This window comes from Cardiobacterium hominis (genome assembly GCF_900637305.1).
Taxonomy (GTDB): domain Bacteria; phylum Pseudomonadota; class Gammaproteobacteria; order Cardiobacteriales; family Cardiobacteriaceae; genus Cardiobacterium; species Cardiobacterium hominis.
On the sequence record NZ_LR134365.1, the window covers coordinates 946503 to 972953 of the forward strand.

The 26451-nt window shown below is 58.3% G+C and carries 29 protein-coding genes, 1 pseudogene and 1 CRISPR repeat array; of the genes and pseudogenes, 8 read left to right on the forward strand and 22 right to left on the reverse strand.

Features of this window, described 5'->3' with window-relative positions:
• Window positions 1-383 precede the first annotated feature (383 nt).
• Both EL199_RS04540 and EL199_RS04545 read right to left on the reverse strand, forming a co-directional pair.
• Window positions 384-1100: a lipoyl protein ligase domain-containing protein gene (locus EL199_RS04540; RefSeq protein ID WP_004139173.1), complete on the reverse strand. Its 717-nt coding sequence runs from the start codon at window positions 1098-1100 to the stop codon at window positions 384-386.
• 3 nt (window positions 1101-1103) lie between these two features.
• Complete coding sequence (locus tag EL199_RS04545; protein ID WP_004139175.1) at window positions 1104-1487, reverse strand: pyrimidine dimer DNA glycosylase/endonuclease V; 384 nt, start codon at window positions 1485-1487, stop codon at window positions 1104-1106.
• Between the two features lie 134 nt (window positions 1488-1621).
• On the opposite strand from EL199_RS04545, the gene EL199_RS04550 reads away from it, so the two are divergent.
• The 3 genes from EL199_RS04550 (at window position 1622) to trmB (ending at window position 4069) form a co-directional block, all read left to right on the forward strand.
• The gene (locus tag EL199_RS04550; RefSeq protein ID WP_004139177.1) at window positions 1622-2479 is read left to right on the forward strand and encodes an SDR family NAD(P)-dependent oxidoreductase; all 858 of its coding nucleotides are present in this window, start codon (window positions 1622-1624) and stop codon (window positions 2477-2479) included.
• Window positions 2480-2602: 123 nt separating this feature from the next.
• A complete protein-coding gene (folE2, locus tag EL199_RS04555; protein ID WP_004139180.1) occupies window positions 2603-3394 on the forward strand; it encodes a GTP cyclohydrolase FolE2 in 792 nt (263 codons plus the stop codon).
• A gap of 6 nt (window positions 3395-3400) precedes the next feature.
• The gene (gene trmB / locus EL199_RS04560; protein ID WP_004139181.1) at window positions 3401-4069 is read left to right on the forward strand and encodes a tRNA (guanosine(46)-N7)-methyltransferase TrmB; all 669 of its coding nucleotides are present in this window, start codon (window positions 3401-3403) and stop codon (window positions 4067-4069) included.
• A 487-nt stretch (window positions 4070-4556) separates the two neighbouring features.
• On the opposite strand, the gene EL199_RS04565 is transcribed toward trmB, so the two are convergent.
• The 3 genes from EL199_RS04565 to EL199_RS12835 form a co-directional block, all read right to left on the reverse strand.
• Complete coding sequence (locus EL199_RS04565) at window positions 4557-5042, reverse strand: restriction endonuclease (protein WP_004139183.1); 486 nt, start codon at window positions 5040-5042, stop codon at window positions 4557-4559.
• A complete protein-coding gene (locus EL199_RS04570; RefSeq protein WP_004139185.1) occupies window positions 5039-5710 on the reverse strand; it encodes a DsbA family oxidoreductase in 672 nt (223 codons plus the stop codon). The genes EL199_RS04565 and EL199_RS04570 overlap by 4 nt, the downstream gene beginning before the upstream one ends.
• Before the next feature lie 207 nt (window positions 5711-5917).
• Complete coding sequence (locus EL199_RS12835) at window positions 5918-6265, reverse strand: DUF4189 domain-containing protein (protein WP_170166214.1); 348 nt, start codon at window positions 6263-6265, stop codon at window positions 5918-5920.
• Between the two features lie 156 nt (window positions 6266-6421).
• Between EL199_RS12835 and EL199_RS04580 the strand changes: the two genes are divergently transcribed.
• Window positions 6422-7180: a nucleotidyltransferase domain-containing protein gene (locus tag EL199_RS04580; protein ID WP_004139188.1), complete on the forward strand. Its 759-nt coding sequence runs from the start codon at window positions 6422-6424 to the stop codon at window positions 7178-7180.
• Entirely contained in the window at window positions 7174-8229 is a 1056-nt protein-coding gene (locus EL199_RS04585; RefSeq protein ID WP_004139191.1) for a DNA polymerase beta superfamily protein, read from the forward strand. Before EL199_RS04580 ends, EL199_RS04585 begins: the two co-directional genes overlap by 7 nt.
• A 120-nt stretch (window positions 8230-8349) precedes the next feature.
• Here the strand turns inward: EL199_RS04585 and hemH are convergent, their stop codons facing one another.
• The 12 genes from hemH to EL199_RS04645 form a co-directional block, all read right to left on the reverse strand.
• Window positions 8350-9345: a ferrochelatase gene (hemH, locus tag EL199_RS04590; protein WP_004139193.1), complete on the reverse strand. Its 996-nt coding sequence runs from the start codon at window positions 9343-9345 to the stop codon at window positions 8350-8352.
• 111 nt (window positions 9346-9456) lie between these two features.
• Window positions 9457-10335 carry a UTP--glucose-1-phosphate uridylyltransferase GalU gene (galU, locus tag EL199_RS04595; RefSeq protein ID WP_004139194.1) on the reverse strand — a complete coding sequence of 293 codons (879 nt, stop codon included), beginning with the start codon at window positions 10333-10335 and terminating at the stop codon, window positions 9457-9459.
• A gap of 11 nt (window positions 10336-10346) precedes the next feature.
• Complete coding sequence (radA, locus tag EL199_RS04600) at window positions 10347-11723, reverse strand: DNA repair protein RadA (RefSeq protein ID WP_004139196.1); 1377 nt, start codon at window positions 11721-11723, stop codon at window positions 10347-10349.
• The gene (alr, locus tag EL199_RS04605; protein ID WP_040354412.1) at window positions 11716-12783 is read right to left on the reverse strand and encodes an alanine racemase; all 1068 of its coding nucleotides are present in this window, start codon (window positions 12781-12783) and stop codon (window positions 11716-11718) included. The genes radA and alr overlap by 8 nt, the downstream gene beginning before the upstream one ends.
• Window positions 12784-12850: 67 nt before the next feature.
• Window positions 12851-13933, reverse strand: a complete 1083-nt coding sequence (gene csm6, locus EL199_RS04610) for a CRISPR-associated ring nuclease Csm6 (RefSeq protein ID WP_004139202.1) — start codon at window positions 13931-13933, stop codon at window positions 12851-12853.
• Window positions 13934-13947: 14 nt separating this feature from the next.
• Window positions 13948-14400 (reverse strand): hypothetical protein, encoded by a 453-nt coding sequence (locus tag EL199_RS04615; RefSeq protein ID WP_004139204.1) that lies wholly within the window; start codon window positions 14398-14400, stop codon window positions 13948-13950.
• A gap of 93 nt (window positions 14401-14493) precedes the next feature.
• Complete coding sequence (locus tag EL199_RS04620) at window positions 14494-14883, reverse strand: hypothetical protein (RefSeq protein ID WP_004139206.1); 390 nt, start codon at window positions 14881-14883, stop codon at window positions 14494-14496.
• A 667-nt stretch (window positions 14884-15550) separates the two neighbouring features.
• Window positions 15551-17741: direct repeats of the CRISPR family, unit length 36 nt; unit sequence GTCGCAATCCCTTTGGGTCAGGGACAGGTTTTTAAT.
• A 228-nt stretch (window positions 17742-17969) separates the two neighbouring features.
• A complete protein-coding gene (gene cas2, locus EL199_RS04625) occupies window positions 17970-18230 on the reverse strand; it encodes a CRISPR-associated endonuclease Cas2 (protein WP_004139213.1) in 261 nt (86 codons plus the stop codon).
• 197 nt (window positions 18231-18427) lie between these two features.
• Window positions 18428-19432: a CRISPR-associated endonuclease Cas1 gene (cas1, locus tag EL199_RS04630; RefSeq protein WP_004139216.1), complete on the reverse strand. Its 1005-nt coding sequence runs from the start codon at window positions 19430-19432 to the stop codon at window positions 18428-18430.
• A 13-nt stretch (window positions 19433-19445) separates the two neighbouring features.
• A complete protein-coding gene (cas2, locus tag EL199_RS04635; RefSeq protein WP_004139218.1) occupies window positions 19446-19733 on the reverse strand; it encodes a CRISPR-associated endonuclease Cas2 in 288 nt (95 codons plus the stop codon).
• Window positions 19734-19761: 28 nt separating this feature from the next.
• Entirely contained in the window at window positions 19762-20259 is a 498-nt protein-coding gene (locus EL199_RS04640) for a lecithin retinol acyltransferase family protein (protein ID WP_004139220.1), read from the reverse strand.
• Between the two features lie 181 nt (window positions 20260-20440).
• Window positions 20441-20944: a lecithin retinol acyltransferase family protein gene (locus EL199_RS04645; RefSeq protein ID WP_232008345.1), complete on the reverse strand. Its 504-nt coding sequence runs from the start codon at window positions 20942-20944 to the stop codon at window positions 20441-20443.
• 515 nt (window positions 20945-21459) lie between these two features.
• On the opposite strand from EL199_RS04645, the gene EL199_RS04655 reads away from it, so the two are divergent.
• The 3 genes and pseudogenes from EL199_RS04655 to EL199_RS13630 all read left to right on the forward strand — a co-directional run.
• The gene (locus EL199_RS04655) at window positions 21460-21705 is read left to right on the forward strand and encodes a helix-turn-helix domain-containing protein (protein WP_004139223.1); all 246 of its coding nucleotides are present in this window, start codon (window positions 21460-21462) and stop codon (window positions 21703-21705) included.
• Window positions 21706-21858: 153 nt separating this feature from the next.
• Entirely contained in the window at window positions 21859-22062 is a 204-nt protein-coding gene (locus tag EL199_RS04660) for a hypothetical protein (RefSeq protein ID WP_004139225.1), read from the forward strand.
• A 53-nt stretch (window positions 22063-22115) separates the two neighbouring features.
• A pseudogene (locus tag EL199_RS13630) lies at window positions 22116-22217 on the forward strand (transposase); the annotation flags it as partial.
• A gap of 171 nt (window positions 22218-22388) precedes the next feature.
• Here EL199_RS13630 and EL199_RS04670 read toward each other — a convergent pair.
• From EL199_RS04670 to EL199_RS04690, 5 genes are all read right to left on the reverse strand, one after another.
• A complete protein-coding gene (locus EL199_RS04670) occupies window positions 22389-23306 on the reverse strand; it encodes an AraC family transcriptional regulator (protein ID WP_004139227.1) in 918 nt (305 codons plus the stop codon).
• Entirely contained in the window at window positions 23307-24086 is a 780-nt protein-coding gene (lpxA, locus tag EL199_RS04675; RefSeq protein ID WP_004139228.1) for an acyl-ACP--UDP-N-acetylglucosamine O-acyltransferase, read from the reverse strand.
• 183 nt (window positions 24087-24269) lie between these two features.
• On the reverse strand, window positions 24270-24749 hold the full coding sequence (gene fabZ, locus EL199_RS04680) for a 3-hydroxyacyl-ACP dehydratase FabZ (protein WP_004139231.1): 480 nt from the start codon (window positions 24747-24749) through the stop codon (window positions 24270-24272).
• Window positions 24746-25723: a UDP-3-O-(3-hydroxymyristoyl)glucosamine N-acyltransferase gene (gene lpxD / locus EL199_RS04685; RefSeq protein ID WP_126316010.1), complete on the reverse strand. Its 978-nt coding sequence runs from the start codon at window positions 25721-25723 to the stop codon at window positions 24746-24748. Before lpxD ends, fabZ begins: the two co-directional genes overlap by 4 nt.
• Entirely contained in the window at window positions 25720-26379 is a 660-nt protein-coding gene (locus EL199_RS04690; protein ID WP_004139234.1) for an OmpH family outer membrane protein, read from the reverse strand. Before EL199_RS04690 ends, lpxD begins: the two co-directional genes overlap by 4 nt.
• Between the last annotated feature and the right edge of the window lie 72 nt (window positions 26380-26451).

Sequence of the window (26451 nt, forward strand, 5' to 3'; positions counted from 1 at the left end):
ACTTTCAGTGCATCAATCAGCGCCCGCAGCGCCGCGGAAATCTGCCGTCTGCCGGGATAGTAGAGGTAAAAGCCGGGAAACGGCGGGCATCAATCCGCCAGTACCCGCTGTAGTTGGCCGTTGGCGAGATGGGGCGCGGCATAGCTGTCAGCGGTGTAGCTGAGGCCGATGCCATCGGTGGCGGCGCTGTTCATCCCTGAACGTGGCAAAGACGGCTTAAAACCCTTCCGCGTGCGCCGCTTGAGCTGCCTGCCCGTATCGCCGGCCTACAGCGCGTGCCATGACCAGCAACATGCTGCATTTCTCGTGGCTGAATGCGACGCAAGCGATTGCGGGATAGAAAATGGGCGGTGAGACGTTTGCGTCGTCACCGCCCGTTTCGTTCAAGTTTCCGGCCACGTTGCCGCGCCGTTTTGCAGCAGGTCGCGCAGGGTAGCGGCAACGGCTTCGGCGTTTGCCGCAGCGTAATCGGCGATGGCGGTGGTGCTGTCGGGGCGGTAGCGTTGCGGGCTGTGCAGCGCGGCTTCAAGGCGGTTGGCGCGGGCGGTCAGCGCTCCAGCGTCGGCGGCGATGATGACGGCAGAGGCGAGTACGGTGTGCTGCGGCGGGGCGGCGCGGCGTTGCCAGTATTGGGCGGTACCGGCGATTTTGCGTCCGCCGACGGTGAGGTTGAAGCGGCCATCGCAGAAGGAGCCCGGCACGCTGTGGTAATCGGTCGGGATGGCGAAGGCGGCGAACAGTTTTTGCAGCAACGCGCAGAGGTGGCGGTAATGCTGCTCGGCGGCGACGGCCGGATGCGTGGCGCGGGCGGGGTAGGCAAGCTGGAGATTGACGGTTGCGGGCGATTGCGGCACCACGCCGCCTCCGCTGAGGCGGATATGGACGGGCAGGCCGTCGGCCGCGAGGGCGGCGCGTGCGGCGGCAAAGCTCGGTTTGTGGCGGTAGCTGCGTGGTACGACGATGCCGTCGCACCCGCAATGGACGAGGGCGACGCCGCCTTGTTGTTGCACGCTGGCGTCTATCAGGCGCTGTTCGTTGCTCGCCCAGTCGTGGCGGTCAAGGTCGAAAGAATCGGCGGGCAGGAGGGTAAAACGGGGCATGGCTTAGTCTTGGCGGCGGGTGAAGCGCGGGGTTTTCGGCATGCGCTCTTGGATACGGGCGCGGTTCAAGGCGAGCGCGGCGGCGGTCGGCTGGTAGTCGCGCCATAGCGCGGGGTCAGCGGGCAGGTTATCCGGCCAGATGTTTTGCACGTTGAAGCTGCGGGCGCGGCATTCGGCGTGCAGCGCTTGGTAGCGCTGTTGCAGGTAGGCGAGTTTGTCGAAGAAGAAGCGGACGTGGCCTTCGCCCAGTTTGTAGTCGGCGGGCTGGCCGCGCAGGTGATAACGGCCGCGGGCGACGGCGTTGGGGATGCGCGTCAGTTCGCGGTGTTCGGCGAGCAGGTGTTGGTCGCAGAGTTCTTGCGGCGGGACGAGGTTGATACGGGTCATAGGGTTCGGGGCGTATGGGTTTCAGTATGCAGGCGAAAGACGAGAAATCCTTTGCGCGGGATGCATTGCCGCATGAGCAATGTAAAATCGCACATTACCCGGCAACACACTAATACGCAAAAAATGAGACAACCATGAAAAAAAGCATCCTCATCACCGGCTGTTCCAGCGGCATCGGCTACAGCGCCGCCCACATCCTGCAACAACGCGGCTGGCAGGTATTCGCCAGCGCGCGCGATGCCGCCGACGTTGAGCGCCTGAAAAGCGAAGGGCTTGACGCCGTCCAGCTTGACCTCACCGAGCCGGACAGCATCCGCATGGCGCTCGACTGGGTGCTCAAACAAACCGGCGGCACCCTCGACGCACTCTTTAACAACGGCGCCTTTACCATCCCCGCCGCGCTGGAAGACCTCTCGCGCAACGCGCTGGCCTACCAGCTTGATACCGGCCTGCTCGGCTGGCACGACCTCACCATGCGCGTCCTGCCCGTCATGCGCGCGCAGGGACACGGCCGCATCGTCAATAACAGCTCCGTCCTCGGCCTCGCCGCGATGCGCTTTCGCGGCGCCTATACCACCACCAAATTCGCGCTCGAAGGCTGGAGCGACGTGCTGCGCCTGGAGCTTGCCGGCAGCGGCATTTACGTCAGCCTGATAGAGCCCGGCCCCATCAAAAGCCATTTTCGCGGCAACGCCTACCAGCAGTTCCAGCACTGGATTGACCTCGACAACAGCCGCTACAAAGACCGCTATCTGGCGATGATCAACCGCCTGCAAAGCGACAAACCACTGCCGTTCACCCTGCCGCCGGAAGCGGTGGTACAAAAACTCATCCACGCCATCGAATCGCCGCGGCCGAAAGCGCGCTACTACGTCACCGCCGTCACCTGGCTGATGGGCTCGGCGAAGCGCCTGCTGCCGACCTTTCTCCTCGACAAACTCATCCTCTGGCTCGCCGGGCGCGAAAACCAGCGTTACCAGAAGCGCGACTAGCCATTTACATTCCCGCCACCGCCCCCATATCCAACGCAACCTGTCCGAAGCACCCAGTGCAATTGCAGCCCGCCAGCGTTCGGACGATAATAGTCGCCCTTTAACCGAGTGAAATCCAAAACAATGAACCAAACGACCATCCCTGACGTCCAGGGAAAACCCGACACCCGCAACATCGCCATTACCCGCGTCGGCATCCGCGACATCCGCATGCCGCTGCACATCGCCACGCCGCACGGCCCGCAGCCGACCGTCGCCACCGCCGAAATGACCGTTGCCCTGCCGCACCACCAAAAAGGCACGCACATGTCGCGCTTCATCCACCTCCTGAACGAAGCGGGCGCCATCAGCCTGGACGGCTTCGCCGCGCTGCATGGCGAAATGCTCAAACGCCTGAACGCCGCCGAAGGCAGCATCCTCCTCACCTTCCCCTACTTCGTGAAAAAACAGGCGCCGGTCAGCAAAACCGAAAGCCTGATGGACTACGAAGTCACCCTCATCGCCGACGGCGGTCATGAAGACTGCATCGTCAGCGTCGAAGTCACCATCGCGGTCACCAGCCTCTGCCCCTGCTCCAAAGAAATCTCCCAATACGGCGCGCACAACCAGCGCTCGCACATCATCATCAACGCCGAATACGACGAAAAAACCCCGTTCGCCCTCGAAGACCTCATCCGCATCGGCGAAGAAGAAGGCTCCTGCGAAATCTGGGCGACGCTGAAGCGGCCGGACGAAAAATACGTCACCGAGCGCGCCTACGAAAACCCCAAATTCGTCGAAGACATCGTGCGCGACGTCGCCGCCCGCTTAAATGCCGACCCGCGCATCAAGGCCTACCGCGTCTCCTCCGAAAACTTCGAATCCATCCACAACCACTCCGCCTACGCCATCATCGAACACGACAAACGGGACTGAACGCCGATGACCATCCGCAGCTTCGTCCTGCGCCAAGGACGCATCACCGCCGGACAAGAACGCGCCTTCGCCGAACACTGGCCGCGCTACGGCCTGGACGCAAGCGACGCGCTGCGCCTTGACGCGCGTGCGCTATTTGCCGACGACCGCGACCTCAACCTCGAGATCGGCTTTGGCAACGGCGAAAGCCTAGTACAAATGGCACAAGCCACGCCGGACGCGGGCTATATCGGCATCGAAGTCCACCGCCCCGGCGTCGGCCATGCGCTGCTCGCCGCCGCGGCCGCAGGCCTCGACAACCTGCGCCTCATCCACCACGACGCCGTCGCCATCCTGCGCGACCACGTCGCCGACGGGACGCTTGCGCGCGTACAAATCTACTTCCCCGACCCCTGGCCGAAAGCGCGGCACCACAAACGCCGCATCGTACAAAAACCATTCACCGACCTCATCTGGCGCAAACTGCGCGCGGGCGGCGAAATCCACTGCGCGACCGACTGGGCGGAATACGCCGAATGGATGCGGGACGTCTTCGCTAGCGACGACAAATGGCAAAACCTCGGCGGTGCGGACGGCTACGCGCCGCGCCCCGACTGGCGGCCGCAGACCAAATTCGAACGGCGCGGCGAACGCCTCGGCCACGGCGTCTGGGACTTGCGCTACCGCAAAAACTAAAAAACCAAACGCGCCTGATGGCGCGTTTTTTAATAGAAGGACCTGTTCAAAATCCTCATCCTCCGCTTCGCAGGGGAGGATGAACAAGCCCCTCTCCCTCTGGGACTGGAACAGCTCACGCAGTGAGAGAGGGGTTGGGGTGAGGGCAGGGATAAACAAACTTCGCATGCAAGATACGCGTGAGGACTACCTCGTTTTGAATAACGCCGTCGCTACGCGACTTGTCACACCCCCCTCCCCGGGTTCCCTTGAAAAAGTCGTTCGTCTTTTTCAAGGGAATCCCGACCCTCCCCCGCTTCGCAGGGGAGGATGAACAAGCTCCTCTCCCGGTGTGACAAGCATTGCTCGCGTAGCGACAAGTATTGTTTGCGAAGCAAGAGAGAGAGGTTAGAGTGGGGGCAGCAAATGTGAAAAATGGGAACCTTACTTCAAGAACCATATTGCCCGCCCCTTACCCCGCATCTGCCCGCAGGCTCTAAACAGATTCTCACGGGCGTAGCTGCCGCTCAATCTCCGCCTGCGCCGTGGGGCTGACCGCGAACACCGTCAGAATGGCGTTCAGCCCCTTCTGCGCCGTCGCGCTTAAATCATCGCGGCAGACCTCGACGTCGCCCCACACGACCGGGCGGACAAGACTCATCGCCGCCTCATCGCCCGCTGGGTTATGCCACGCCGCGCCGCTGATAGTGCCGTAGCGGTAGCGGCGGCTGGCGGGGTCATAAGTCAGCACGCCATCGCCGTTTCCCATCTCGTTCACAAAGCGCCAGACCTGTGCGACGCCCGCGCGAATACTGCCCGCCTTCGCCTCGGGCTGCGCGTCGCGGTAATGCGCCGCGAGGATTTCGCGCGAAACACCGGGGCGGGCGACGGCAGCGATATGCCGCCAACCGATAGCGACAATACCGCGCTGATAAAAAGCGTGATAGTGACAACCCTGCGCGCTGCGTACCATCCAGAGTTTGCCCGCGCTCATGACAATGCGCAGCCGCTGCTGTCGCAAGTCGCGCCGCGGGCGTCCGCGTTTTGTCGCGCTTGCAGGACGCGGACAAATTCGGTGACGTCCTGCGCCCCGGCAATCGCCATCTGGCCGTCGATGAGGAAATACGGCACGCCGCGGATGCCCAGCTCCGCCGCGCGGCGTTCGTCGGCGCGTACCGCGTCGGCATACAGGTCGCTCGCCAGCACTTCGTCGATAGCTGCCGCTTCCAGCCCGGCTTCTTGCGCCAGCACGCGTAACACCGCCGGGTTGCCGATTTCCTGCCCTTCGCTGAAGTAGGCGCGCAGGAAGCGGTCTTTGACCACACCGCCAAGCCCGACGCTTTTGCCGAGGTGCAGCAGGCGGTGCGCGTCGAAGGTATTGCCCGGTTTAGCGTCGCGCCAGCGAAATTCCAGGCCGACCGCCCGTGCCGCCGCTTCTTCGTGCGCCAGCACGCCAAGCGCGTAGTCTTCGTCCATGCCGTAGAGGGTGTGCAAGACGCCGGGCAGCGGCATGCCGTAGCTGGGCGGCGCGTGCGGATTGAGCTCAAAGCTGTGCCATTCGATGTCGGCGTTGATGCCGGTTTGCGCGAGCGCCAGTTCCAGCTTGCGTTTGCCAATGGTGCAGAACGGGCAGATCACGTCCGACCAGATGTCGATTTTCATGGGTTCTCCTTTTGTTTGGCGACGAGATGGGGGCGATGCGCGCAATCAAAAGCCGCCCCGGTGGGCGGCGGTATGGTGGTGATTATTGTCCGTACAACGTCGTCCGCCGGACGCTAGCGCGTATTTTCCCGTTCAGATTGAAGCCGGGGACGGCGGGCGTGGCGTCGGCGGACTGCGGAAGCCGGGATAGGTGGGGTATTGCCGGTGCTATTCAGGCAGGGAGCATTCCTCCTGCACGACAAACTCGCAGTCTTTGCCTTGGGCGGCGGTGCATTGCTGCATGGCATCCAGCGGTGCCTGCCCCGGTTGCGGCGAAAGGGCGGAGAATATTTTCAGGACTTCGGAAATCTCACCCGTCGTTACGCTGAGGCATTGGTTGGCATAGTCATAGACCTGGCAGGTGTGGCCGCTCTTCTGATTGCACGCTTGCAGCGCCATCTTTCTGGCGCTTTCTTTTGAAGAAAGACTGATGACGGAAGCGAACATTGTGCGGCTATCCCATAAGCCGTTGGGATTGGCATAAATGGCAAATGCGCCATAGCGGCTTTCGCGCACCGGCGGCGGGGACGTGTCGCTTGAGGAAGACGACCTGTTTAGATAATACTCGGACGATTCGTAGTAGCCGATAGGAGGCGTGTAGCTGGGGACATACCCGCCCGCAATCGCCCCCGCCGGTGTTATCCTGCCGCATCTTTTGCTGGAGAGAACACCATGCAACCCATCCCCGCCAAACTCGCCACGCTGGCACAACAAGAAAACCTGCATTTTCTCCTCGCCGTGGAAAGCGGCAGCCGCGCCTGGGGCTTCGCCTCGCCCGACAGCGATTACGACGTGCGCGCGCTTTACATCCGCCCGTCCGCGCATTATCTGGCGATTGACGAAGGCAAGGACACTTTTGAATTTATTGAAGATGAATGGTTTGACGTCGGCGCCTGGGACATCCGCAAGGCGCTGCGTCTTTTGCGCAAAAGCAACGCAGTGCTGCTCGAATGGCTGCGCTCGCCGGTGGTTTATGCCGCAGACAGCGCCTTTGTCCGCGACCTGAACACCCTCGCGCCGCAGTACGCGCAGGCCGCGCCGCTGTTGCACCACTACCGCGGCATCGCGCGCAATGCCCTCGGCGCGATGGATTTGCACGGCGAGATTCGCCTGAAAAAATGGTTTTACGTCCTGCGCCCGCTGCTCGCCGCGCGTTGGGCGGTGCAGCGCGGCGGCATCCCGCCGATGACGCTTGCCGAACTGATGGCAGACCTGCCGCCCGCCGCCGTCGCCGAAATCCGCGACCTCATCGCCCTCAAAAGCGGGCAAGCGGAAAACTACCGCCACCGCCTGAGCGCCTCGCTCATCGCGCTTACCAAAACGCTCGCCGCCGAAGTCGCCGCGCTCACCGCACCCGCGCCGCCCGCACCTGCCACCGCGCCGCTCGACGCGCTCTTTCGCACCACCTTGCAGCGGGTGTATCCATGCTGACGCTTGCCGACCTGCACGCGGAAAACCTCATCCTCTTTGAGGCCATCTCCGGCAGCCACGCCTACGGCCTCGCCACGCCGCAGTCCGATACCGACATCAAGGGCGTTTTCTACCTGCCGCGCCGCCTTTACTACGGCCTCGACTACCTCCCGCAAATCAGCGACGCGAGCAACGACACCACCTACTACGAACTGGGGCGGTTCGTCGAACTGCTCCTCGCCAGCAACCCGACCGCACTCGAACTGCTCGCCGCGCCGCCGGACACCATCCGCCAACGCGCGCCGCTGATGGATGCGCTGCGCCCGGCGTGGTTTCTCAGCAAGGCGTGCCAGCAAACCTTCGCCGGCTACGCGCTCGGCCAAATCAAAAAAGCGCGCGGCCTCAACAAAAAAATCAACGCGCCCGTCGCCGCGAAAACCCCGCTCGACTTCTGCCACATTCTCGATGGTGCGCGCGCCCTGCCACTTGCCGCCTGGCTCGCCCGCAGCGGGTGCGAGCAGCGCCGCATCGGCCTCGTCCGCCTGGCGCACGCGCGCGACCTCTACGCCATTTACTACGACGCAGACGGCAGCCGTGGCTACCGCGGCATCCAGCGTCACCCTGCCGCGACCGGCCTCTGCACGGAAAGCGTCGCCCCGGACAGCGCACCGCTCGCCTACCTGAGCTACAACGCCGACGGCTACAGCGCGCACTGCCGCCATTTCGCCGAATACCAACAATGGGCGCGCGAACGCAACCCGGCGCGCTACGCCAGCACCCAGGCGCACGGCCAGGGCTACGACGCGAAAAACCTGATGCACACCATCCGCCTGCTCGAAACCGCGCGCGACCTCGCCCGCGATGGCACACTGCGCGTGCGCCGCGACAACCGCGACGAACTGCTCGCCATCAAACACGGCGCGTTCACCTACGACGCACTACTCACTCGCGCCGAAGCGCTAATGACAGAAAGCGCGGCGCTGTTTGCCGCATCATCCTTGCCGGACGCGGTGGACAAAGAGGCGGCGATCGCGGCATTGGTGGCGATGCGCGAGGCGTTGTATGGCTAGAACCGGTTTTGTCGGGTTACGCGCTGCGCGCGGTTTACACATTCCTTCCCCCGCGAAGCGGGAGCGCCTTGGCGCACCGTCGCGTTCAAATAATTGCAAGGAAAATCGGCGGTTTTTCTGCTACCACCCCTGCGTGTGTGCGGCGACGAGGTCGGCGAGCAGTTCGATGTGCGCTGGGTCGTCGTTAAGCGCCGGGATGTAGTCGTAGTGCGTGCCGCCGTGTTGCAGGAAGAGGCTGCGGTTGGTCATCGCCATTTCTTCGAGGGTTTCGAGGCAGTCGGCGGTAAAGCCGGGGCAGATGATGCGGATGTTTTTGTAGCCTTCTGCGGCGAGCGCCTGGATGGTTTCGTCGGCGTAGGGCTGCAGCCAGGGTTCGTTGCCAAAGCGTGATTGGTAGACGAGGCGGTAGCGTTCGGCGGGCAGTTGCAGTTCGGCGGCGACGGCGGCGACGGTCGCTTCGCATTGGCGCGGGTAGGGGTCGCCTTCGGTGGCGTAGCGTGCGGGCAGGCCGTGGAAGGAGAACAGCAGTTGTTCGGTCGCGCCGTGGGCGAGGGTGTGGCGACGGATGCTGTCGGCAAGCGCGGCGATGTAGCGCGGGTGGGTGTGCCAGTCGCGCACCAGGCGCAGTTCGGGGATGGCGCGCTGGTTGGCAAGCGCCTGGGCGACGCCGTCAAAGACGCTGGCGGTGGTGGCGTCGCTGTACTGCGGGTACATCGGCACGATGAGCAGTTTTTCGACGCCACGGGCGGCGAGGTCGCGCAGGGCGTTTTTGATGGACGGCTGGCCGTAGCGCATGGCGCTTGCGACGTGGTAGTGGCCGAGGCCGCGTGCGGCGAGGGTGCTGCGCAGGGCGAGGGTTTGCCGCGCGGTGATGGCAATGAGCGGCGCGCCGTCTTCTTGCCAGATTTGCCGGTAGGCGTGCGCGGAGCGTTTGGGGCGGGTATTCAGCACGATGCCGTGCAGGATGGGCAGCCATTTCCAGCGCGGCAGGTCGATGACGCGGCGGTCAGAGAGGAATTCGTTGAGGTAGGGGCGCAGCGCTTTTTTGGTCGGTGCGGCGGGCGAGCCGAGGTTGATGAGCAGGACGGCGATGGGTGAGGTAGGGGGCATGGGCATGGGGATTTTTGCGGGGTGAAATGTGGCGAAGCGACGATGGGAGGGTCGTCGCTTCGTGGTTTTACACGCCTTCCCCGCTGCGCAGGGGGGGGGAGTGTTCAGGGTATGTTTTTAGAGTTCGAGGTTTTTCAGATACTCGCGGAAGCCTTCGCCCAGTTCGGGGTGGCGCAGGCCGAGTTCGACGTTGGCTTCGAGGTAGCCCAGTTTGTCGCCGCAGTCGTAGCGTTTGCCGTCAAAGCGGTAGGCGAGCACGGTGCGTTCTTTGATGAGCGCGCTGATGGCATCGGTCAGCTGGATTTCGCCGCCCGCGCCTTTCGGCGTGTTTTTCAAAAGCTGCATGATGTAGCCGGGCAGGATGTAGCGCCCGATAACGGCTTGGGTGGAAGGTGCGGTCGCCGGGTCGGGTTTTTCGACGATGGCATCGACGGTCACGATTTGTTCGGAGAGCGCCGCGCCTTCGGTGATGATGCCGTAGCGTTTGGTGTCTTCGCGCGGCACGTCCATTACGCCCAGCACGCCCTGCTGGTGTTTTTCAAAGACTTCCACCATTTGCCGCATCACGGATTTGCCTTCGTTGATGACAAGGTCGTCGGCCAGCAGGATGGCAAAGGGGCGGTCGCGCACGATGGGCTCGGCGCAGAGAACGGCATGCCCCAGCCCCATCGCCATTTCCTGACGGATGTAGGTAACGCTCATGTCGCGCGGCTTGATGCTGCGCACCAGTTGCAGGAATTCTTTTTTGCCGCGCTGCTCCAGCTCGGTTTCCAGTTCGTAGGCGACGTCGTAGTGTTCGGTAATCGCCCATTTGTTGCGGCCTGTCACGAAGACCATGTTGCGGATGCCCGCTTCGTAGGCTTCTTCGACCGCGTATTGAATCAGCGGTTTATCGACGACCGGCAGCATTTCTTTCGGCGTTGCCTTGGTCGCGGGCAGAAAGCGCGTGCCAAATCCGGCGACCGGGAACACGGCAAGTTTTACGGCTTCACTCATGGGATTTTCTCCTATAGGGATGAGAGTACGTCAAGGGCGGCGGCGAGCGTCGCAACCGCGTGAATTTGCAGGCCGCGCATTGTAGCAGAGCCGCGCGGCTTGTTCCCTTCGGGCAAGATGACCTGTTTGAAACCGTGCTGCGCGGCCGCCTTGATGCGCGCCTCGCCGTTCGCCACCGGGCGCAGTTCACCCGCCAGGCCGACCTCGCCCATGATGACCACATCGCGCGGAATGGCAACGCCGCGCAGGCTGGAATGCGCCGCCGCCAGCACCGCCAAATCTGCTGCCGGTTCGCTGATTTTCAGGCCGCCGACGACGTTCACATAGACGTCCATGTCGTGCAGCGAGACGCCGCCGTGGCGGTGCAACACCGCGAGCAGCATCGCCAGCCGCCCGCTGTCAAAACCCAGCGCGGTGCGGCGCGCATAACCACCGCCGCCGCCATCAACCAGCGCCTGCACCTCGACCAAGAGCGCGCGCGAGCCTTCCCACACCGGAAAAACGGCGCTGCCCGGCTGCTGCCCGTCCGGGCGCGAGAGGAAAATCGCCGACGGGTTGCTCACCGGCTTCAAGCCATTCTCCAGCATGGCGAACATCCCCAGCTCATTGACCGGGCCGAAGCGGTTTTTCACCGCGCGCAGCATGCGGAAGCGGCTACCCGCCTCGCTTTCAAAATACAGCACCGTATCGACCATATGCTCCAGCACGCGGGGGCCGGCAATCGCGCCCTCCTTGGTAACGTGGCCGATGAGAAAGACCGTCGTGCCGCTCGACTTGGCAAAGCGCACCAACTGCGCTGCGCACTCGCGCAACTGGCTGACCGCACCCGGCGCGGCAGAAAGCGCCTCACTGTAAAGCGTCTGAATCGAATCGACCACCAGCACCGCCGGCTGCTCCGCCGCGGCCGTTGCCAAAATACGCTCAATCTGCGTTTCACTGAAAAGCACGATGCGCTCGCGGGCGAGCCCCAGCCGCTCGGCGCGCAGCCCAATCTGGCGCGGCGACTCCTCGCCGCTGACATACAAACACGGCATCGACTGCGCCAAATGATGCACCGTCTGCAACAACAGCGTCGATTTGCCGATGCCCGGGTCACCGCCAATCAGCACCACGCTGCCGCGCACCAGCCCGCCGCCGAGAACGCGGTCAAACTCGCTGATGCCGCTTGGTACCAGCGTCTCCGCCTGCAATTCCACCGCATCGAGCCGCTGCACCTGTCCGGCAGCAACCCCGGCATAACCACCGCCCTTGCCCGCGCGCGGCGGCGCGACCGGCGCAGCTTCCTCCTCCAGCGTGTTCCAGGCGCCGCACTCGTGGCACTGCCCCTGCCATTTCGGATACGCCGCACCACAATCGCGGCAGACAAAACGCGACTTCGCCTTAGCCATCGACCACCTCCGCGCGCACCCGCGCCGTCAGCATCGTCGTCAGCGTATAAGGAATCGTCGCCGCCTGCGCCGCGACCCGCTCCGCCGGATTGCCCTCACCAAACACCAGCACCGCATCACCGACCGCCGCCGTATCCTCGCCCAGCCAGAGCAGCGCCATATCCATCGCCACCCGCCCGACCAGCGGATAACGTTTGCCGTTGAGCAGCAATTGCACCGCGCCGCTTACAATCGCGCGCGGAAAACCATCGCCGTAGCCCAGCGCGATGGTTGCGAGATTACCCGCCACCTGCGCCTGAAACCCGTGACTATAACCGGCAAAATCGCCCGCTTGCAGCCGCCTGACTGCCAGCACCTGGGTTTGCAACGACAACACCGGACGCAAGCCGAGCCGCGCCGCGTCACCATCGGCAAACGGCGACATTCCGTAGAGGGCGAGTCCGGCACGTACCACCTCGCCGCGCGCTTCAGGTAGGGCAAAGAGCGCCGCTGAATTGGCGAGACAGCGTTGCCAACCGGCGGGCAGGGCGAGCGCATCCAGCCGCGCCAACTGCGCCTGCGCGTCGCTTAAATCCTCCGCATCGGCACAAGCAAAATGCGAAGCGACGCCGAGCCAGCGCACCTGCTGGAGCGAGAGCACCTGCGGCAACCAGCTTGCCGCATCAGCGGCGGCAAAACCGAGGCGGTGCATGCCCGAATCCACCTTGACCCACGCCGAAATGCCGTCCACCCCGCGTAGCCAGGCGAGCTGCTCCGGCGAATGCACACACGGCACAAAATCGTGCTGCGCGCAGAGCGCCGCCTCATCTGCGGCAAAAATCCCCTCCAGCAACAGCACCGGCTGGCCAACGCCCAACTGGCGCAGCTGCAAGGCCTCATCCATGGACGCGACGGCAAAACCGTCCACATCCGTGAGCGCAGGCAAAACATTCGCCACGCCATGCCCGTAGGCATCGGCTTTTACCACCGCAACCAACTTCGCCGCCCCTGCCTGCTGGCGCAACACCCGCACATTGTGGCGCAGCGCCGCCACATCAATCACCTTCACCAAAGGACGCATCTCGCACTCCAGAAAAAAGAAAGGCCGCATTATAGCGGCCTGAGCGGGTGGCGATTGCGGCGCGCCATCAGCGGCGCCACACAATCTGCACCTTGCCCATCGCCAGCGCATACACCTTGGCATTATTGCGGCCACTGCTGGCAATGCGGAACTTCTCGGCGGGCGCGCCCAAATGCTTGTCCAGCGCCTTGAAAATGCGGGCAGAACCCTCGCGCAAAATGCGGTGCATCTCCTCATAACCCCGGCTGGCAAGAAAATCGCCATAGCGTTCGCCATTCTCGGCATATTCCTTCGGATAAAAGCGACAAAAATAATGCGCGAGCAAAGCCATCTCCTCCTTGCCAATCGCCTTGCCTTCCTCATACAGCGCCACCATTGCCGCATAAAGGGCAAACAATTGCGGCGACAACTTCAGCGGCGGCATATTGCCAAAGCGCAGCGATTGCGCCCCAACATCAATCTCCACCCGCCAGTCCTCCCATTGCAACTGCGTCTGCGCGACCGCCTGCCCGTAAGTCCAATTCGCATCCAGCGCCAAATTGGGCATCCCGTCACGCATGCGCACAAAAGGAATATCGGCGAGCATCACCTCGGCCCTATCCGTAGAAACCTCACCCTGCGGCGTGGCAATCAACTGTGGCAGACGTGGCGGAAAGAAAAATGCCGGATTATTCTCAAACGGTTCATTGATTAACACATGCGAGAGCCTGTCCTGCACACGACCAAACAGCGACAAAGCATAACCAATATAAAAACCCATCGACTTGCGGCCGCCCGCAATAGACACATGCAGCGCCGTATCCTCCTCGCGGCAGCAGTCATGAATAAAGCGGACAATCATATCCGCCGCCAGATTATTCTCCTCCGGCGTGCGAATATCATCGAGAACATTGCCTGCCGCATCACGAATCAAATGAATATTATCCGGCGTAAACGCGATACCTTCCGGCGCATAATCCGCACAAAAGCGGGCAAAATGCCCCTCCGCAAAAAGCGCGGCACCAATCTTCCCTGCCCCGCGTCCAGTCGTCAAAACATGAACCTCGTCCGGCAGCCAGCCTTGCTGTGTGACCAAAGCAAAAAGCGTTTCCGTAACAATCTGCGGCGACATACCCGTCACCGCGACCAAAATCTTGCGTTTCTCGCGCATAAAAACGCCCTCAATTAACGGCAGCGATAACTGCCGTCGGCACTGACCCAAGTGCCATCACCAATATAAACATCGCCACTGCCATCACCGCCGTTTATCTCGTAAATATCGCACATGACAGAAGCGAGGCCATCGTCAAAATCAAAATCCTCGTCATTATAGTCGTCTTCCGCTGCAAAGGCATGACAATACTTCTCATATTCCGGAGAATCCTTACCAAAGACAGCAACCACCATCTCCTCGATGGACATATGGTTATAAAGCAAATAATCCTCAATGGCATAACCGGCGGCAGCAAATTCCTGTGGTGTTGAGATACCGAGCGCCCGTGATAATGCGGGCAGATTAAAAATCCAGCGCTTGTTATCCTTGAGATAATAAACGCCGCCATAGGCACGCGCATCTATTACCTTCTGATAACCCAATACCAATGCCTTAAATTCGCTGGTTGCAAAATCACTGTGCATGATTTTCTCTACATGGTGGTTTTATTTCTGATAAGCAGGATATTAAGGTGGGGCAAGCCCCACCCTGCGATGATGACTATTTACGGATAAAGCTTAAAAAGGCGGACGCTCCACATTCTTGAGTATATTTAGCACCATGGTTTGCTGTACATGAATTTGCTCCAGCGTTTGCCGTATTTGCGCCAAAGAATCATAAAGAAAGGAAAACCAAGTATCAGCACCAATAGCCGGTGCAGGCATATTTTCTGCAGCGGAATGTAAAATCTCCTCGTGTTTTTCCTGCTGATGCAGTTCCCAGGCATCTTGCTCCAACCAGTAACGGTGCCACTTCTTGCCGTTTAGCTCATAAATTTCAAGCGCGACCGGTTCGGGGTGGTATTTCTCCAGATTGTCGAGCTCTGCTGCGTGTTCCTCAGCATTCGGATTGTCCGTTTCAAACCAAATGGCGTGCGAGAGATCTTTTGCTTTCATGACCAAGAACATTTTTTACTCCGGTTGTTGTGATGGGTTCATACTATAGCGAGATGGAATATTTGTCCTTTTTGACAAAATTATGGCGTATCGGAATTTATGATGACGCGGTGCTTTTCGATGGGCAGCGATAATAGAATGAAAGATACAAACAGTCAGCGATGACAAATTTGTCTTCTAAAAAAGACGCAATAATGGGATTTTTATCGCCAGCCTGATTAAGACAGAACCGGCACCTCAAGAATATATAGCAATCCCCCAAAAGCCTCATACGGCGTTGCGTCGCTTCGCCGTACAACCGCGTACTGTCTTCAGCGACGCGCCTTGTCTGAGGCTTTCGGTGTATCGCTATAAGTGCAGCCAGTATCAGTAAAACAAACAAGCACCCATTGCTGTTTGGTGGAATTCTGGACAGCGGGCGCAAAAAAGATACTCGGTACGTCTGGGCGGTTCTTTACACTGGAAGCAGGCATCGCTCTTATCATTGCATCATCTTGTTGCGATGCAGGCACATTACGCCAGAAAGAAAAATCTATCTGTTTTGACAATTTTGTGACGCACCGCTTAAAGATGTCTAAACAGTGTTTTAACAAACATACAAGAATAACGCACCTGCTATAGCTAGTCTGCAACGACAAATTTGTCATATAAAAAAGCCCGCAAAAGCGGGCAGATTAAGGAAAAAATCCCTTTGGGTCAGGGACAGGTTTTTAATGGCCAGGCAAAAACCGACCGCCTCAACTTCCGTCAGTCGCAATCCCTTTGGGTCAGGGACAGGTTTTTAATCTATCCGGGAGGGAAGACGTGATTATTTCGAGAAGTCGCAATCCCTTTGGGTCAGGGACAGGTTTTTAATCCTTCGGGGCGCGAATTGAAACAAAACTACCGTTGTCGCAATCCCTTTGGGTCAGGGACAGGTTTTTAATTCATGACCCGCAACCGATCGTGCATCTCTACCTGGTCGCAATCCTTTTGGGTCAGGGACAGGTTTTTAATTACTACCGCAGCGAAGCGCGGCAACAACGGGCGTCGCAATCCCTTTGGGTCAGGGACAGGTTTTTAATCTGACTTCCAAGAAGAAGATATCTATTTTGTCGGTCGCAATCCCTTTGGGTCAGGGACAGGTTTTTAATTTGACGAGATTTTCAGGTTTATCGAGCGGCTTTTGTCGCAATCCCTTTGGGTCAGGGACAGGTTTTTAATGGTTGAGTATATTGCTGGCAAGCCCTCGATTGTAGTCGCAATCCCTTTGGGTCAGGGACAGGTTTTTAATTTGAAGAACAAGCGAGTGAAGAAGGCTTCCTTCTGTCGCAATCCCTTTGGGTCAGGGACAGGTTTTTAATTTTAATGCCCGCTGATAAAGAATGAAAGGAACGTCGCAATCCCTTTGGGTCAGGGACAGGTTTTTAATTTCCTCCTCTGGATATCTTATTCAGTACTCATCTGTCGCAATCCCTTTGGGTCAGGGACAGGTTTTTAATAAGATATGACGCTTATGAATTTAGTTTTTCGGCGTCGCAATCCCTTTGGGTCAGGGACAGGTTTTTAATCTGGCGTAACGGTGCGAAACCACAACCCTAACCGTCGCAATCCCTTTGGGTCAGGGACAGGTTTTTAATTTTCCCCATGATTGAATTTGCAATTGTTCTTTTGTCGCAATCCCTTTGGGTCAGGGACAGGTTTTTAATGCGTATACTTAAGCCAGTTGATAGAGCTATCAAGTCGCAATCCCTTTGGGTCAGGGACAGGTTTTTAATGCCAGTAGGAATCAAATTCCTAAGTGATGGAAAGTCGCAATCCCTTTGGGTCAGGGACAGGTTTTTAATCTGTTAGCGCAAATGGAGAGTGCCGCATGAGTACGTCGCAATCCCTTTGGGTCAGGGACAGGTTTTTAATGGCATTATGCACCACAGCATTACGAGTCGGCGGGTCGCAATCCCTTTGGGTCAGGGACAGGTTTTTAATAGAACAGTATTTCGATGATATTTTCAATAACTATGTCGCAATCCCTTTGGGTCAGGGACAGGTTTTTAATCACTTTAAATAGATAGTCCGTAGGAGGCTTAAAAGTCGCAATCCCTTTGGGTCAGGGACAGGTTTTTAATCACTTAAAGAAAAAGCCCTCGACGAAGGCTACCTGTCGCAATCCCTTTGGGTCAGGGACAGGTTTTTAATGTCTATCATGTTAAAACAAATTATCCTTGGTGCGTCGCAATCCCTTTGGGTCAGGGACAGGTTTTTAATGTCTATAAAAACTGGGGATAACGTAACAAGAGCGGTCGCAATCCCTTTGGGTCAGGGACAGGTTTTTAATAACTTTCAAACTGAAATCTTCCGCACAACGCCAAGTCGCAATCCCTTTGGGTCAGGGACAGGTTTTTAATGGTATCGAATATGTGAATGGCTTGCCGTTACAGCAGTCGCAATCCCTTTGGGTCAGGGACAGGTTTTTAATTTTCAACCAAATTCAAATAAAAGGACTTGCCGTGTCGCAATCCCTTTGGGTCAGGGACAGGTTTTTAATGTACAGCCAAGCAGTTTAGCTAAAGTTTTGTTTGTCGCAATCCCTTTGGGTCAGGGACAGGTTTTTAATCATTGACGAAGATGAATACGACGAAGACGGTGAGTCGCAATCCCTTTGGGTCAGGGACAGGTTTTTAATGATGACGAAGGCGTTTACATTGACTTTAACACGGTCGCAATCCCTTTGGGTCAGGGACAGGTTTTTAATGCGTCGTCACCCGCGCTTACATCGTCGCCTGTCGGTCGCAATCCCTTTGGGTCAGGGACAGGTTTTTAATCCCGCAGACGTCTGCGCCAAGTACGACCGCGCCGTCGCAATCCCTTTGGGTCAGGGACAGGTTTTTAATAGTCAGGGGTGTTTTTTCTCCTTGTTTTCAATGTGTTGCAGGGGGTGTTTCCAACTTTTGTTTTTGTGAAAAAGTTGGCGCTTCGGCCGTTGTTTTTATTAGGGTTTTTCATGGGGTGTTTGGGGTGACTTTGCTTCGCTGATAGCGCGCGTATTTTATTGTATTTGGTTGGTTTTTTCTATGCTGGCACGGTTTTTTTGTTTTTTTGCGGGTGGTTTTGGAAAGGGGCTACAGGCAGTAGATGCCTTCCGGGGTTTTGGGGTGGTATTCGTAGCAGAGGCTTGCAGCGGGGAGGCGGTAGGCTCGTAGGTCGTCTTCGTTTTTGCTCATCAGGGCGAGTTCTTGCCAGAGGTGTTCGAATTGGCCGGGGCTGGCGCGGTAGAGGAAGGTGCTGTTTTGTAGCGGGATGGCTTCTTCGCAGAGGCGTTTGTGGATTTTTTGTAGGCGCTTGGGCGCTGCTATGTCGTAGGCGATAAGGTAGTCGGGCATGGTTTTTTCTTTTTTCGGGGGTTGGTGTGCCAGGGCGTGTTGTCAGTTTGTTGTGAGCTTCGTCGCTACGCGATTTTTTTCTCTCCTCCCTGGGGTCTCTTGGTAAGGGTGTTCGCCTTTTTCAAGGGGAGGGAGGGCGGTGTTTTACATACACTTCGAGCGCTCAGGTGTATGTATGTTGTTTTTTGTGCGGCTTGTTATAGGGTCAGTAGTTCTTCTTGTTCGAGGAAGGCTTCGGCACAGGCGCGGGTTTGTGGGTGGTTAAAGCAGGCTTTGCCGAGGGCGCGCAGGAGTGCCACACAGCGTGCGCGCATTTCGCCTTGCCAGTTTTTGAGGGCGTTTTCGAAGGCGGGGTAGTAGCGGGCACGGGCGGCTTTGCCCATTTGGCAGGCTTCATTTTGCATGGTGAAGTCTTCGGGGCGCAGGATGCGGTCGTGGAAGGCTTCGATGGTCCAAGCGGTGACGAGTGGGCGCATGGCTTCGATGAGGTCGCAGGCGAGGGATTCGCGGCCGTGTTCGATGCTGTGGTAGTAGCCGATGCAGGGATCCAGTCCGGTGAGGTGGATTTGTCGCACCATGGCGTAGTGCAGCAGGGTGTAGCCCAGGGAGAGGCCGACGTTGTACGGGTCGCGTGGCGGGTTGCGGTTGCGTTTTGTGAAGTGGAGGCTTTCTGGCAGGACGCAGGCGATGGCGGCAAAGGTGCTGCTCGCCGCGCTGCCTTCGATGCCGCGCAGGGTGGCGAGGTCGTTGATGGGGTTTTGTAGGCGAAGGCGGCTTTTTTCGAGTTGTTCGAGGTTTTCGTGCAGTTGGTGTCCGCCACGGTGCGGGCGGGTTTGTAATTCGCGCAAGAGGTCTTGTTCGCGCTGGATTTTTTCGGTAATCCAGCTTTGTGCCTGACGGGTGCAGAAGGTGTTGTCCTGGCTGAAGTGCGCCTGCGCGAGGCGGCGCAGGGCGTCTTTGCGGGCGCAGGGGAGGTAGATGGTCGGCTGTTGTTCGCGGCCGCTGAGGATGAGGACGCCGATGTTGTGCTCGCCGAGTTTGCCAAGGTCTGCGGCGCTTAGGGCGAGGTCGCCTTTGATGCAGATGCGGTCGATGATGTGTAGCGGCAGGGTGCTGGCGCGTTCGCCGTTTTCGTAGAAGATGAGGGTGTTGCCGGAGACGGTCATGCGGGTGTTTTGGCGGTCGATGTAGAGGGTGCTCATGGTTTTTCTCCTTTTAGATGATGAGCAGCGGCGCGTCGGCGGCGAGCGCGGTTTTGGCTTTGCCAAGCAGGCGTGTTTCGGTTTGTTCGTTGATGCGGAAGATGTGCAGGCGGTCGGTGGCGGGGTCGAGTTGTGGCGGCAGGGTGTAGAGGAGGCGGCGGTATTCGGCGGCGGTCAGCCAGCAGTGGTAGAAGGATTGTTGGCCGCCGGTGGCGTAGCCCTGGAGGGTGCGGCGTACGCGCGCCTGGGTGCGGGTGTTGGTGATGTCGTAGGCAATGAGGTAGGGGATGCGGTGCGGCATGGTTTTTTTCCACGGCTGGTTTTGGGCGCTATCTGTCCCAGAGGTGCCAGGTATCGGCACCCAAGGTGTCTTTCGCCTGCATTTTGAGGAAGGTGAGGAGGTTACTGGAATTTTCAAAATTTCCAGTCAGACAACCAGTGGTGAATTGGTGGCAGTTATTCATCACGAGGTTATAGTTACGCTTTTTGCCAACCATAGACAGGGCACGCGTTGCCACGCGCTCGCTACCAACGGCGCTATTTCCCATGCAGGAAACGTAGATGTCCTGCAATGCAAATGGGGACAGGAATTCTGCAGGAGATACGGCTTCTATTTCTCCTTTTCCATTGAGGTGCACGATACGGTTGTCACCGACATAGATGCCGGAGTGTTCCAAGAAACTTCCTGTCAGGTCGCAATAAAGTACGCTACCTTTTTTAGGCATGACTTTGGTATCGAAGTTTTTATATGCGGATTTTGTTACACCGCAAGCGATTACTGTTGCAGTAGCGGCAGCGGCATAACGCAGGATGATAGATGGTAACATGATGTTTCTCCTTTTTTATTTGATTCGTTAGGGTTTTAATTTCGGGGTAGACAGAAAAAACTGGTTATTGGTTGTGGTGGCCTGGTTGTTTTTTCTTTGTTGGTAAGATGTAGGTGTTTTTTATTTTCATCTCTGGTGATAAAATTTTGTTATTATTTATGCTTTTTCTTTGGCATAGATGCTATCTATCCCATAAATTCCAGGTATCTGCATTTAAGGTTTTTTCTGCCTGCATTTTGAGCATCCACAGGAAGTTTTTGGAATTTTCAAAATTTCCTGTCAGGCAACCCGTGGTGAATTGGTGGCAGTTATCCAGCATGAGGTTGTAACTGCGTTTTTCGCCAACTATAGACAGGGCACGATTTGCCACGTGCTCGCTACCAACGGCGCTATTTTCCATGCAGGAAACGTAGATATCCTGCAATGCAAATAAGGACAGGAATTCTGCAGGAGATACGGCTTCTATTTCTCCTTTTCCATTAAGGTGCACGATACGGTTGTCGCCGACATAGATGCCGGAGTGTTCTGCGATACCAAAGGATAAATCGCAATAAAGTACGCTACCTTTTTTAGGCATGACTTTGGTATCGAAGTTTTTATATGCAGATTTAACTGCGCCACAAGCTGAGTTGGTAGCAACAGATGCGGCAGCTACAACCATTGCGCGTGTAATTAATTTCCACATGATGTTTCTCCTTGTTATGTTTTGTTTGTATGATAGTACCTGTATTCTGAATTGCCAGTTTGGCAATTTTGTGATTGCGTCTTTGTGAGTTTATTTGATTATGTGAGAGCTGTTGGCGCGCATGATAGTGATGCTGGCTGATGCTGACCAGTATGACAATTTTGTTTATAGCTATAAAAAAGCCCGCTAAGCGGGCTGAATGATTTTTTGGGTAATGATGGTTATTTTTCTATCTGACAGAAAAGGTTCTGGTTGTAGGGGGCGCGTAACGACGCTTCCCAAACGAAACATCCGGAAAATATACATACAGGGTAGCGACTATGGTGTATGTGGCGAATTGTCAAACCAAGTGCAACGCCCTGTCAAAATGTACTTCATAAGGTGTCCTCCACTGTAAACTCTTGCGTGGGCGGTTGTTCAATTTGCGCACGCATTTCTCAAGGTATAGCAATCCTCTCTAAACCCTATGCAATCACTAATTTTTCCGGAGCCTAGCTATGCCATACCCACAAGCCATGAGAGAAAGAGCCATAGCCGCTCATCTGGAACAGGGGATGAAGAAGATCGAAGTTTGCAGAATATTCGGCATACAGCGGCGTACCTTCGACGAATGGCTGCGCGCCTATGAGAAAGAAGGCAGAACTTACGCCAAAGCCAAGTATCAGCAGGGTCATAGCCATCATGTTGAAGATATTGAAGCTTTTCGCCTGTTTCTTGAGGAGCCCCCATTTAACACGATTTACGACCTGCACCCCCTTTGAGCAGCGCTTCGGGCGTAAAATCAAATACGAAGCCCTACGCCGTTGGGTGCATCGTGCTGGATTTATGCATAAAGAAAGAGTCTGACGTATACAGAAGGCGAGCAAAAAGCACAGGTTCGCTTTACCCAGCAAATAAAAAGGCTGGGAAAGCGTATGGGCAAAGAATACTTTCTTTACATGGATGAAGCAGACATGCTGGCGGGCAAAAGGCAAAGGCGGGTTAATTTCATTGCGGCGGTGAACGGTCTAGGACACTTCATAGAGCCGCTGGTATTTGAAGGTGCGTGTACCCGGGAAATTGTAGAAAGCTGGCTGGAGGCATTGGTAGAGCAGTTGCCGCGAGATGGGAATGGATAAAGGCAACCCCATGTTTTAGTGATGGATAATGCGGCTTTTCACAAGGGGGAAGGGTGAAGGAGATTTTGCGGAGGGCGCGCTGTTTGCTGGTCTATCTGCCGCCCTATTCGCCGCAGCTTAATCCGATAGAACGATGCTGGGTGGCAGTCAAATGCAAGGTGAGACAATGGCTGGACAGGGGGATGGATTTACTACAGGCGGTAAGGCAGGCTTTTGTTGAGTATATTATTTTAGGGTGTATCGCTATAAATACAAGCATAGGAAAGCCGGGCATCGCCCGACCGTTCCTAATAAAAAAGCGCCCGCTGGGCGCTTTTCTGCAATGCTTAAAGGACTACGGCAACGCAGAAACTCACGTCCGCCTTGCCCGTCGCCGCATCGTAGTGGTGATACTGCTCAAAGCAGGGGCGGTCGTCGATTTCCAGTTGCGCGGCGATAACCGCAGACATGATTTCCTCCCAGTACACGCGGTACTGCGCCGGGTCGGTAACGCTGCGGCGGATGAGGGCGTAACTGCCGCCGGGCAGGTGCCGTTTTTCGATACCGTTGCCGGTTGCCGTGTCGTCCGGCACGGTGAGGCAGATGTCGGTGCGGCATTTGTCGGCAGGGGTGATTTCCGGGCTGTCGAGGTAGATAAAGAGGCATTCGCCGTCGGCGAGGCCGTGTGCGCCCGCCCATTGGTAGAGGCGGTTGGTCGCAGGCTCGTAGTTTTTGCCATATTCGCCGGTTACCCGGATATAGGCGACGGTGCACGGCGCGAGCGTTGTGGTTTGCATGTCAGTTGTCATGGCTTGCTCCTGTGGGTTGATGACAGGTGCAGTATCGCCATTTGCGGCGTGGGCGGCGTGTCCGTTCTTGTGCAAAAGGTATCCGATTTTGCTGTTTTGCATGGCCTGCATCCAACTTTCAAAATCGCGACAGGCGCGGATGTCTCTCGCGGTCATGCCGAAATGGGCGCGGAAGGCTTTGGCAAGCGCCTGTGAGCTGGCGTAGCCGTGCTCCAGGGCAAGTGTGGTGATGTCGGCGTTTGCGGCGAAAAAAAGCTGACGCGCGATGTTTTCCAGACGCAGTCGGCGCACGGTTGCAGCGGGCGTCTCACCGGTAACTGCCTTGTAAACCCGGTGAAAATGGTAGGGCGAGAGTGCCGCCCGTTCTGCCAGTACGGCGAGGTCGAGCGGTTCGCGGTAGTGTTGTTCGAGGTAGCGGATGACCGGGCGGAGGCGCTCGCGGTAATCAACGAACATTTAGCGAATCAGCCCGCGTTTGCCGGTGTTTTCGAGGAATTCCGCGATGCGGCGCGCCGGTTCGGATTCGCTGGCGAGAGCGTTGATTTTGTCGCGTGCCTCGTCCAAGAGCAGGTTTTCGCGGTAGAGGTGGTGATGGCAGCGCTTGATGGCGGCGATGTCGTCGGCGCTGAAGTGGTGGCGTTTCAGTCCTTCGAGGTTGATACCGGCGATGCGCGCCGGGGACTCAACCACCAGCGAATAAGGCGGCACGTTTTGTTTGACGCCGGCGCAGTAGCCGACCATGGTGTAGGCGCCAATGCGCACGAACTGGTACACCATCGCCGCGCCACCCATGACGACGTGGTCTTCGATGTGGACGTGCCCGGCGAGGATGACGTTGTTGGCGAAGGTGGTGTTGTTGCCGATGACGCAGTCGTGCGCAAGGTGGACGTAGGCCATGATCCAGTTGCCGTCGCCGAGGACGGTTTTGCCGATGTCCTGCACGGTGCCGCGGTTGAAGGTGACGAATTCGCGGATGGTGTTGTTGTCGCCGATTTCGAGGGTGGTGTCTTCGCCACCGTATTTTTTGTCCTGTGGGATGGCGCCGAGTGAGGCGAAGGGGAAGATGTGGTTGTTTTGGCCGATGCGCGTCGGCCCTTCGATGACGACGTGCGGCGCGATGGTGGTGCCGTGCCCGATTTGTACGCCTGCGCCGATGACGCTGTAAGCGCCGACGCTGACGTCGCTATCGAGTTCGGCTTTGGGGTCAATCAGGGCGGTGGGGTGGATCTGGCTCATGGCGGTCTCCTGTGTGAGTGTGTTTTTTGATGTTCTGGTGAGGGTGGTCGTGCGGTTTCGCTGTCTTGCCCGCCGTGGGGCGGCTACGGATATGGTTGAGGGCGCAGGACTCTGCGAAGGCAGGCGGCGCGCGACGATAATTTCACGCGAACGCGCCTCTACAGCGGGAGGCGCCGCCGTTTTTTAGTTGCCGCCGCGGCCGGCGGTGGTGCACATGATTTCGGCTTCGCAGACGAGGGTGCCGTCCACCCGCGCTTCGGCGGTGAATGACCAGATGCCGCGGCGCGAGCGGATGATTTTGATCTCAAGGTGCAGTTGGTCGCCGGGGACGACGGTGCGGCGGAAGCGCGCCTTGTCGATGCCGACGAAGAAGTAGATGCCGTCTTCTTCGGGTTCGTCCGAAAGGCCCAGTTCGCGCCGTCCGCTTTTTACGCCGAGGATGCCCGCTGCCTGCGCCATGGCTTCAATGACTAGCACGCCGGGCATCACCGCTTTGCCGGGGAAGTGTCCCTGGAAGAAGGGTTCGTTGGCGGTGACGTTTTTGATGGCTTTGATGTGGCTACCGATTTCGACTTCGGTGATGCGGTCGATAAGCAGGAAGGGGTAGCGGTGCGGCAGGTAACGGCGGATTTCTTCGATATCCATGGCGGTGCTGGGGTTCATGGTTTTTCCTTGGCGAGCAGTTTGAGGGTGGCAAAGAATTTTTTCCATTGGCGCGCGGGCATGGCGGGGATGCCAGAGGAGTACGCGCCGGGTTCGGTGACGGATTTGCTGATGGAGCTGTGTCCGGTGAATTGGGCGCCGTCGCAGATGGTGATGTGGCCGGTAAAGACGCAGGCACCGCCGACGACGCAGTATTTGCCGAAGGTGACGGAGCCGGCGATGACGGCCGAGCCAGCGATGACGGTATGGTCGCCGATCACGACGTTGTGGCCGATTTGGATTTGGTTGTCGAGTTTGACGCCGTTGCCGATGATGGTGTCGCGCACGGCGCCGCGGTCGATGGTGGTGCAGGCGCCGATTTCGACGTCATCGCCAATGCGCACGCCGCCCAGTTGGGCGACCGGCAGCCAGCGGCCGTTTTCGAAGTTGTTGCCGAAGCCGCGTTCGCCGATGACGGCGTTGGCGAGTATTTGCACGCGCGCGCCGGTGGTGGTGCCTGCGAGCAGGCGCGCGCCTGCGCCGATGTGGCTGTCTGCGCCGATGCGCACGCCGGGGGCGATGTAGGCGAGCGGTTCGATGCGGCAACCGTCGCCGATGTCGGCGCCCGCACCGATGACGGCACCCGCGCCGATGGCGACGTTTGTGCCAATGGTTGCGGTGGGGTCAATGTGCGCCTGTGGCGAGATGGCGGGCGGTGGCAGCTGCGGGGCGAAGCTGGCGGCGAGTTCGCGCCAGGCGCGTTTGACGTCGGCGACGATGATTTGGGTGGCGCGGCTTTCGGGGCAGGGCTCTGCGAGGAGAACGGCGGTGAGTGCGGTGTCGGCGAGGTATTTGCGGTAGTGGGGCTCGCTCAGGAAGCCGATTTCGCCGGGTTGGCCGTCTTGCAGGGTGCCGGCGCCGTGGATTGGCGCGCTGGGGTCGCCGTGGAGGGTGCCGCCGAGGCGGGCGGCGATGTCGCCTGTGGTCTGGTTCATGGTTTTTCGGCCTTGCGCTGGAGGCGGGTGATGACTTGCGGGCTGAGGTCGGCGCGTTCGCTGACGTAGAAGACGCCGATGTCGTTCAGGATGATGTCGTAGCGGGCTTCTTTGGCGAGGTTGATGATTTCGTCGCCGATCATTTTTTGCAGTTTCGCCATTTCTTCGTTGCGGCGGACGTTGATGTTGTCGCGGTAGTCGCTGTCGCGGCGGGCGACGTCGCGCCGTTTGTTGATGACTTGGCGTTCGTAGTCGTTGTAGTTGTCGCCGTGTTGCAGGGTTTCGAGTTGGCGCTCCATGCTGCGCAGTTCGCTTTGTGCTTGTAGCAGGGCGTCGCGCTCTACGCCGAATTCGCGCTCCAGGCGTTCGTTGATTTCTTCGCGCTGCGGCGCAGCGGCCATGATGCGACGGAAGTTGACGAAGCCGATGCGCAGGTCGGCGGGATCTACGGCGGCAGTCTGCGGGTCAGCGCTTTTGTCGTTGTTTTTTTCGGCGGGCGATGCGGCGGGCAGCGGGTCGCTGGTGATGGTGGTGTCGTCAAGCAGGGGCGCGGCCGGCGGCGGCTCGGGGATGGTGAGCGCGGGGTCGGCGGCGTTGTCCTGCGCGTGCAGGGCGAGGGGAAGCAGGAGTGTCAGGGCGAGGGGTTTGTGATTCATGGGGCGGGCTTCCGCGTGAGATTTGGCTGGGCTTGTTATTGGTGGGCGCTTTGCCATCGGTGGTTTGCGGGC

Excerpts from the sequence above, each read along its gene's own strand:
- EL199_RS04540 (WP_004139173.1), bottom strand. The coding sequence starts at position 1,100 with ATGCCCCGTTTTACCCTCCTGCCCGCCGATTCTTTCGACCTTGACCGC.
- EL199_RS04545 (WP_004139175.1), bottom strand. The coding sequence starts at position 1,487 with ATGACCCGTATCAACCTCGTCCCGCCGCAAGAACTCTGCGACCAACAC.
- EL199_RS04550 (WP_004139177.1), top strand. The coding sequence starts at position 1,622 with ATGAAAAAAAGCATCCTCATCACCGGCTGTTCCAGCGGCATCGGCTAC.
- folE2 (WP_004139180.1), top strand. The coding sequence starts at position 2,603 with ATGAACCAAACGACCATCCCTGACGTCCAGGGAAAACCCGACACCCGC.
- trmB (WP_004139181.1), top strand. The coding sequence starts at position 3,401 with ATGACCATCCGCAGCTTCGTCCTGCGCCAAGGACGCATCACCGCCGGA.
- EL199_RS04565 (WP_004139183.1), bottom strand. The coding sequence starts at position 5,042 with ATGAGCGCGGGCAAACTCTGGATGGTACGCAGCGCGCAGGGTTGTCAC.
- EL199_RS04570 (WP_004139185.1), bottom strand. The coding sequence starts at position 5,710 with ATGAAAATCGACATCTGGTCGGACGTGATCTGCCCGTTCTGCACCATT.
- EL199_RS04580 (WP_004139188.1), top strand. The coding sequence starts at position 6,422 with ATGCAACCCATCCCCGCCAAACTCGCCACGCTGGCACAACAAGAAAAC.
- EL199_RS04585 (WP_004139191.1), top strand. The coding sequence starts at position 7,174 with ATGCTGACGCTTGCCGACCTGCACGCGGAAAACCTCATCCTCTTTGAG.
- hemH (WP_004139193.1), bottom strand. The coding sequence starts at position 9,345 with ATGCCCATGCCCCCTACCTCACCCATCGCCGTCCTGCTCATCAACCTC.
- galU (WP_004139194.1), bottom strand. The coding sequence starts at position 10,335 with ATGAGTGAAGCCGTAAAACTTGCCGTGTTCCCGGTCGCCGGATTTGGC.
- radA (WP_004139196.1), bottom strand. The coding sequence starts at position 11,723 with ATGGCTAAGGCGAAGTCGCGTTTTGTCTGCCGCGATTGTGGTGCGGCG.
- alr (WP_040354412.1), bottom strand. The coding sequence starts at position 12,783 with ATGCGTCCTTTGGTGAAGGTGATTGATGTGGCGGCGCTGCGCCACAAT.
- csm6 (WP_004139202.1), bottom strand. The coding sequence starts at position 13,933 with ATGCGCGAGAAACGCAAGATTTTGGTCGCGGTGACGGGTATGTCGCCG.
- EL199_RS04615 (WP_004139204.1), bottom strand. The coding sequence starts at position 14,400 with ATGCACAGTGATTTTGCAACCAGCGAATTTAAGGCATTGGTATTGGGT.
- EL199_RS04620 (WP_004139206.1), bottom strand. The coding sequence starts at position 14,883 with ATGTTCTTGGTCATGAAAGCAAAAGATCTCTCGCACGCCATTTGGTTT.
- cas2 (WP_004139213.1), bottom strand. The coding sequence starts at position 18,230 with ATGCCCGACTACCTTATCGCCTACGACATAGCAGCGCCCAAGCGCCTA.
- cas1 (WP_004139216.1), bottom strand. The coding sequence starts at position 19,432 with ATGAGCACCCTCTACATCGACCGCCAAAACACCCGCATGACCGTCTCC.
- cas2 (WP_004139218.1), bottom strand. The coding sequence starts at position 19,733 with ATGCCGCACCGCATCCCCTACCTCATTGCCTACGACATCACCAACACC.
- EL199_RS04640 (WP_004139220.1), bottom strand. The coding sequence starts at position 20,259 with ATGTTACCATCTATCATCCTGCGTTATGCCGCTGCCGCTACTGCAACA.
- EL199_RS04645 (WP_232008345.1), bottom strand. The coding sequence starts at position 20,944 with ATGTGGAAATTAATTACACGCGCAATGGTTGTAGCTGCCGCATCTGTT.
- EL199_RS04655 (WP_004139223.1), top strand. The coding sequence starts at position 21,460 with ATGAGAGAAAGAGCCATAGCCGCTCATCTGGAACAGGGGATGAAGAAG.
- EL199_RS04660 (WP_004139225.1), top strand. The coding sequence starts at position 21,859 with ATGGGCAAAGAATACTTTCTTTACATGGATGAAGCAGACATGCTGGCG.
- EL199_RS04670 (WP_004139227.1), bottom strand. The coding sequence starts at position 23,306 with ATGTTCGTTGATTACCGCGAGCGCCTCCGCCCGGTCATCCGCTACCTC.
- lpxA (WP_004139228.1), bottom strand. The coding sequence starts at position 24,086 with ATGAGCCAGATCCACCCCACCGCCCTGATTGACCCCAAAGCCGAACTC.
- fabZ (WP_004139231.1), bottom strand. The coding sequence starts at position 24,749 with ATGAACCCCAGCACCGCCATGGATATCGAAGAAATCCGCCGTTACCTG.
- lpxD (WP_126316010.1), bottom strand. The coding sequence starts at position 25,723 with ATGAACCAGACCACAGGCGACATCGCCGCCCGCCTCGGCGGCACCCTC.
- EL199_RS04690 (WP_004139234.1), bottom strand. The coding sequence starts at position 26,379 with ATGAATCACAAACCCCTCGCCCTGACACTCCTGCTTCCCCTCGCCCTG.